Raw genomic sequence first — 5729 nt, forward strand, 5'->3', positions numbered from 1 at the left:
ATTCCAAGCACTTCACCGTGCCTGAGTTCCAGATCGATTCCACTCAGAACCTCTTCCTTTCCATAACTGAAATGCAGATCTCTTATCTGTATTGGATCAACCATCATTAGCCACTTCCCTGCTTCTTAGAAGATATATGAAGACGGGAGCGCCTACCAGGGCAGTCACTGCACCGATTGGGAGTTCCGTGGGTTGAAAGAGCGTTCTCGCAATGGTATCGCAGACCACCAGAAAAACCCCGCCGAACATAGCAGTTGCAGGAAGGTTCAGCTTGCTGTCAGTTCCAAAGGCAAGCCTAACCATGTGGGGTATAACAAGTCCCACAAAACCAATCAAACCGGCTGTTGAGACTGCAATTGCCGAAACGATTGATACGGTGAAGAATACGAGGAACTTTATACGCTCGGGGTGAACTCCGACAGTCATGGCGTGTTCTTCTCCGGCTGCCATTATTATCATTCTTCGGCGAATTATCGTGAACAAAGCATACTGGAGAACAATAATCGGAAGCAGTCTGAAAAAATCATCCCAGGTAACACCCGAAAGAGAACCGAGAGACCAGAAGTGCAAGGTAATAACATTTCGCCAGGCAAATACGACAAGAAAAGTCACCGCCGCGTTGAAAAGAAAGGAGACTATTACTCCGGAAAGAACCAGTGTTGTTATAGGGATTCTCCCTCCTCTCCGGGAGATCGTATAGGTCAGGAATGAAGAAAACAAGGCAAAGACGAAAGCAAGGAGATCCATGTTCAGCGATATTCTGCCAACATCTCTCAAGAACAAAGACAAAACAGCTCCAAAGGAGGCCCCCGCCGATATACCGATAATATATGGGTCTGCCAGGGGATTCTTCAGGGTAAGTTGAAGTCCATTTCCACCTACCGCCAACCCTGAGCCGATCAGGAAAGCCACTAATAATCTCGGAAGTCTGAGATTCACGTAGATACTGGAAGCTGGTTCCGAAGAGTCTCCAAGAAATATGCCTAAGATCTCATTCAACGAATAATTGACTGTTCCGAAACTCGAGAGCCACAGCATCCCAAGTACGGATGCTGTGGAGAAAAACGCGAAAAGTGCAGCGCGTTTCAATAGAAGAACTCTTTCAACGTCTTCACGAGGTCAACAAAATCAGGGTTTGCATATGCGGTTAGGCCGTCGTAAAGCGGGTAGACTCGGTTATTCTTCACCGCAGGAAGATCTGCAAAGGGTTTGTAAGAAGTTATCATTTTTACCGCCTCTTCCTGACCGCCTTCGTAATAATATGGCACAAGAATTATGTTCGGCTGGGAGTTAAGAACAAATTCAGGACTGACGGGAAACCATCCGTTATTTCCGCTGTAAGGTGCTCCGACGTTTGCTCCGCCGGCATATGCGATCGCCTGGTTAACGAAAGATCCCGTTCCACAAGTCCAGATATCGCTTACCTCACCGACTATCATTATGTACACAACTTTGGGCTTCTCGTTCTGTGGAACATTATAGGAGTCTTTTGCGATTTCAAGAACCTCATCTCTGAAGTTCATCGCCGTTATACGTCCTTTATCAGGTATGCCGAACAAATTGCCGACAACCATGAGGTTCCTGTAGATATCCTCGAAAGAGTTCGGATTCAATACGAAGGCAGAGATCCCGATCTTCTCGAGCTTGGCAACTTCCGCCTCTTGAAAGCCACCAGAGATCATTACCAGATCAGGACCAAGAGAGAGTATCTTCTCAAGGTTGAGAGGAACGAGATTGCCAATTTTCTCCACTTCATTCGATAAGGCATACGGGTCCCAGTCAGTCACTCCTACGATCCTGGACGATACACCCAGAACTTCGAGATACTTGGTGATCGCAGGAGAAGCTATGACAACTCTATCGGGGGGATTGTCGATCGCCACAAGTCTTCCAAGATCATCCACGATTTCAAATGCAAGTGACAGTACAAAGAATAGCACCATAAAGCCGACTGCAAAAAACCTCTTCAAAAAGCTCACCCCTCTTGCAAGGAATTTCACCACCCCTCTACCTCGGAAGGATGGTGATATCTGAGCCTCACACAGGTCTCCTGACTTGCGGATCAATCTACTGTCTGCGCCTTCCCGGTTGCCCAGTGGCATGTGCAGAGTTCGTACCGCTTACAGTGGCGGGACCGTACCGGATTTGCACCGGTTTCCCTTGATGTGAAGCATTGTTTCTGAGAGCTATCTGGAGAAATATCTGTCCAGATCCTCCAGTCTTATCACCATGGATATTGGTCTTCCATGGGGGCACACAAGAAGATTCTTCTCCTTCAACTCTTCAAAAAGAACTTCAGCCTGCCCTATGTCAAGTTTGTTTCCAGTTCTTATTGCCGCTTTACATGATATAGAGGCCAAAAGATTATCGAAAACCCTCTCGGGAGTTTCAAGACCTTCCAACCTCATCTCGTCGAGAATTTCCTCGAGAGTTTCTATTGCACCCTCCGTCTTAATGACTTGAGGAATGGATACCATTATGATTTTATCATCGCCGAAATTGAAAGTGAACCCGAGCTTCTTCAACGTTTCCTCTCTCGCGATAATCAGATCCATTTTGGACCTCTCGAGATTCAGTTCAAGCGGCATGAGAAGGTTTTGAGGGGAGATTTTCTTGCTTTCTTTTAGAGCCTCAAAGATGATCCGCTCGTGAGCGGCATGCTGATCGATCAACAAGAGACCGTCTTCGGATTCCGCAATCAAATACCGTTCTCCTAAAACGCCAATGAAACTTGCTTTTGCTCCCCCGATCTTTTCTTTGGTTGCTGATTGTTCGCGCTCTTCAGCAGGAGCAAATGATCTGAAAAGGTGACGATCGAATCTGGACTGTGTGTACGATTCATTAGCACTGTTATCGAAGACTCTCTGGTTCCTCCAAGAGTGTTTGAAGCCGTGATCCCTTGCTAAATGCTCCTGATCAATGTCTGAGATGTCTTTCCGTTCAGCCGATCTTTCGGCGGTATCCTCTTCGCTATGAACCACATTGATTGTGAAATGACCGGCGCCCTTAACGGCAGACCGCACAGCCCTCTTCACCTGATCCAGAACGGATGCAGTAGAGGCAAATTTCACTTCTAACTTCTGTGGATGGATGTTGACATCGACCTCCTGAGGATCGATATCGATAAAGAGAACTGCAAAAGGGAAATTCCCCTTTTGAAGAGTCTCTCCGAAGCCCCTCTCGAGAGCATAGTTCAGTTCGAACTGCCTAACATATCTGCTGTTCACGAAAATGTTTTCACCCATTCTATTCTTTCTTGTGCGGTTTGGGAGTGTAACAAAACCCCGTATCTTTATTTCTCCCGAGCTTTCCGAAACCGGTATCAAGTCTTTTTCAGAAAGCCCTGGATAGATAAGCGCAGCTCTTGCCTCGACCGATTCAAGACCCCTTGTATCGAATATGACTTGAGAATCCCGAGAATAAGTGAAATCGATCTTATCGAATGCGAGTATAAACCTCTGAACCATCTCAGTTACCATTCGACCCTCAATTGAGGCGGATTTCAAGAACTTCCTTCTCGCGGGCGTGTTATAGAGAAGATCGAAGACTTCGATCGCAGAACCATTCGAACCGCCGAGAGGTTTCTCTCCCGTGATATCCCCTCCTGCAATGTCGAGAGCTACCCCAAATTCCTCTGTATCTGAGACGGTTGACAGCCGCATGCGCGACACCGAGGCTATCGTTGAAAGAGCCTCTCCCCGGAAGCCGAATGTAAGGAGAGAATCGAGATCCTCTATGGAGAAAATCTTGCTTGTAGTATGAGGCAGAATAGCAACGCTCGCTTCTTCTCTGGTCATCCCTCTTCCGTTGTCTTTTACCATTATGTATTCTTTTCCGCCCGATTTGATCTCAATTTCAATAGCCGTTGCACCGGCATCTATACTGTTTTCCACCAGTTCCTTCACTACGGAAAAGCATCCCGTTACGACTTCACCTGCGGCAATCTTCCTAACAACGTCGGACGACAATTCACGTATTCTCATTAGTTCTGTTCACTCTCCTCTTACGGCCAGCTGGCGTCGTCTGTCGAACAGAATTATAGCCGCAGCGGCAGCGACATTCAGCGAATCTACCGCCTTCTCCATAGGAATCGAAATGAGAACGTCGCTTCTCTCCTTCACCAGCCGCCTGACTCCTTTTCCCTCATTTCCGAATATTATGGCCGATTTTTCAGAATATTCGTTTTCGTAATAAGGCGTTCCGTCCATATCTGAAGCATATATCCAGAATCCTCTTTCTTTAAGAGATTTCTCAAACTGCGCCATATTGACTATCTTGATTACCGGGATACTGAAGGCGAGTCCTGCAGAGACCTTTACGACTGCCGGAGTAATTTCGGCAGAGTTGCTCGAAGTTATTGCGATGGCATCGGCCCCGACCGCAACTGAAGTTCTGATAATCGCTCCAAGATTATGTGGGTCCTGGATCTGATCTAGAAGCACAATGGTTGCTGTGTTCTGCTCTTCAAGATTGTCAAGCATTCTTTCAGGGTCCACGTATGAGAACTCCTTGAGATCAATCACCACTCCCTGGTGCTTCTTCTCTCGGCAGAGATTTGCGAGTTTTTCCGGGGGCATCTCCTCTATTCTAAACCCCTTAGCTTTCGCTTCATTGGCAAGTTCGAGCAACTGAGAATCGACATTCCTCTGATTGGTGAAGAGTATTCGTCTGATTCTCAGTAGCGACGAATCGATTCCAAGCAGTTCTTTCAGCACATTTCTGCCATGGAGATACATCAAATCACCCTTTCGAGCAGATCTTTTATCCTTTTGAGTTTTCCCTCAAGGAATAGATGACCAATAAGGACCTCGAGAGCGGTAGCCATTCTATAATCCTCGTCGTCCCCATGTTTTTTCGAGCCTCTTGAATTGTAACCCCGTCTGACTATCTCCCTCTCCTCTTCAACGAGAAGTCCTTCGACCTCTTCGAGAGCCTTTTTCTGACCGGGAGCGCTTACATAGTCTTTCACAATATTGTGCTGATGACCTGCCCTCCGATGCGCCTGCGGGAGAGTCTTCAATCTGAAGTAAAGAGTGTACACTGCATCTCCCACAAAGGCAAGACTGTCTAGGGAAAGGTTGTCGGGAGAAGCTGAGACGGCAAAGAGGCTGCCTAAGGAGGCATCGTCAAACTCATTATTAGAGGTATTCATCGATCCTGTCTATGACGGCTTCCAATTTTGAAACATCCTTTCCACCTGCCTGGGCGAAGTCTGGCCTGCCTCCTCCTCCCCCTCCCAGGTCGCGGGCTATCTTCTTTGCGATTTCTCCTGCCTTAAACCTTTCAGTAAGTCTCTTCTCGACCTTCACGACGAAAGAAATAGAATCTTCCAGTTCATTGAAGATAATAACTATGCCGCCGCCTTCCTTGCTGAGGAGGACATCTGCGCCGTTTCTCAAAGCGCTGGACGGCGCATTCTCTACTCTTCTGACAAGCAGATTGACGCCTTTGGCCGTCATTCTCTTATCTTTCATCAGCGAATCGCCTGAAAGTAGCTTCTCTTTTAATCTGACAATCTCCTGTCCGCCTGACCTAAGTTCGTCGAGTATCCCCTGAAGCCGCTGAATTATTATATCCTCAGGAACTTCAAGTACTTCTCTGATCGTCTTCTGTCTGTTGAAGAGATTGCGGAAATATTCGAGCGAAGTGGTTCCGGTTATTGCCTCAATTCTCCTGGTTCCGGCCGCTACAGAGGTCTCCGAGAGAATCTTGAAGAGGCCGATTTCTCC

General features: G+C 47.2%; 7 protein-coding genes and 1 riboswitch. All 7 genes read right to left on the reverse strand.

The features are described from left to right. Nucleotides 1–104 (reverse strand): ABC transporter ATP-binding protein (locus ENN47_05610; protein ID HDP77650.1); only part of this gene is annotated, 104 nt, incomplete at its 3' end. Further along, on the reverse strand, nucleotides 97–1089 hold the full coding sequence (locus ENN47_05615; GenBank protein ID HDP77651.1) for an iron ABC transporter permease: 993 nt from the start codon (nucleotides 1087–1089) through the stop codon (nucleotides 97–99). The genes ENN47_05610 and ENN47_05615, both read right to left, overlap by 8 nt. Then, entirely contained in the window at nucleotides 1086–2003 is a 918-nt protein-coding gene (locus ENN47_05620; protein HDP77652.1) for an ABC transporter substrate-binding protein, read from the reverse strand. The genes ENN47_05615 and ENN47_05620 overlap by 4 nt, the downstream gene beginning before the upstream one ends. 19 nt (nucleotides 2004–2022) lie before the next feature. Further along, a riboswitch (cobalamin riboswitch) is annotated at nucleotides 2023–2184 on the reverse strand. A gap of 2 nt (nucleotides 2185–2186) precedes the next feature. After that, a complete protein-coding gene (gene mutL, locus ENN47_05625; protein HDP77653.1) occupies nucleotides 2187–3983 on the reverse strand; it encodes a DNA mismatch repair endonuclease MutL in 1797 nt (598 codons plus the stop codon). Nucleotides 3984–3992: 9 nt separating this feature from the next. Further along, the gene (gene rlmB / locus ENN47_05630) at nucleotides 3993–4736 is read right to left on the reverse strand and encodes a 23S rRNA (guanosine(2251)-2'-O)-methyltransferase RlmB (protein HDP77654.1); all 744 of its coding nucleotides are present in this window, start codon (nucleotides 4734–4736) and stop codon (nucleotides 3993–3995) included. Further along, nucleotides 4736–5152: a Mini-ribonuclease 3 gene (locus ENN47_05635; protein ID HDP77655.1), complete on the reverse strand. Its 417-nt coding sequence runs from the start codon at nucleotides 5150–5152 to the stop codon at nucleotides 4736–4738. The genes rlmB and ENN47_05635 overlap by 1 nt, the downstream gene beginning before the upstream one ends. Next, the coding region (locus ENN47_05640) for an alanine--tRNA ligase (protein HDP77656.1) at nucleotides 5139–5729 on the reverse strand (591 nt) is incomplete at its 5' end. The genes ENN47_05635 and ENN47_05640, both read right to left, overlap by 14 nt.

It is taken from the genome of Mesotoga infera, from assembly GCA_011045915.1.
Lineage (GTDB): Bacteria > Thermotogota > Thermotogae > Petrotogales > Kosmotogaceae > Mesotoga > Mesotoga infera_D.

Coding starts and splice junctions, on each gene's coding strand:
- ENN47_05635 (HDP77655.1), bottom strand. CDS start 5,152: ATGAATACCTCTAATAATGAGTTTGACGATGCCTCCTTAGGCAGCCTC.
- rlmB (HDP77654.1), bottom strand. CDS start 4,736: ATGTATCTCCATGGCAGAAATGTGCTGAAAGAACTGCTTGGAATCGAT.
- mutL (HDP77653.1), bottom strand. CDS start 3,983: ATGAGAATACGTGAATTGTCGTCCGACGTTGTTAGGAAGATTGCCGCA.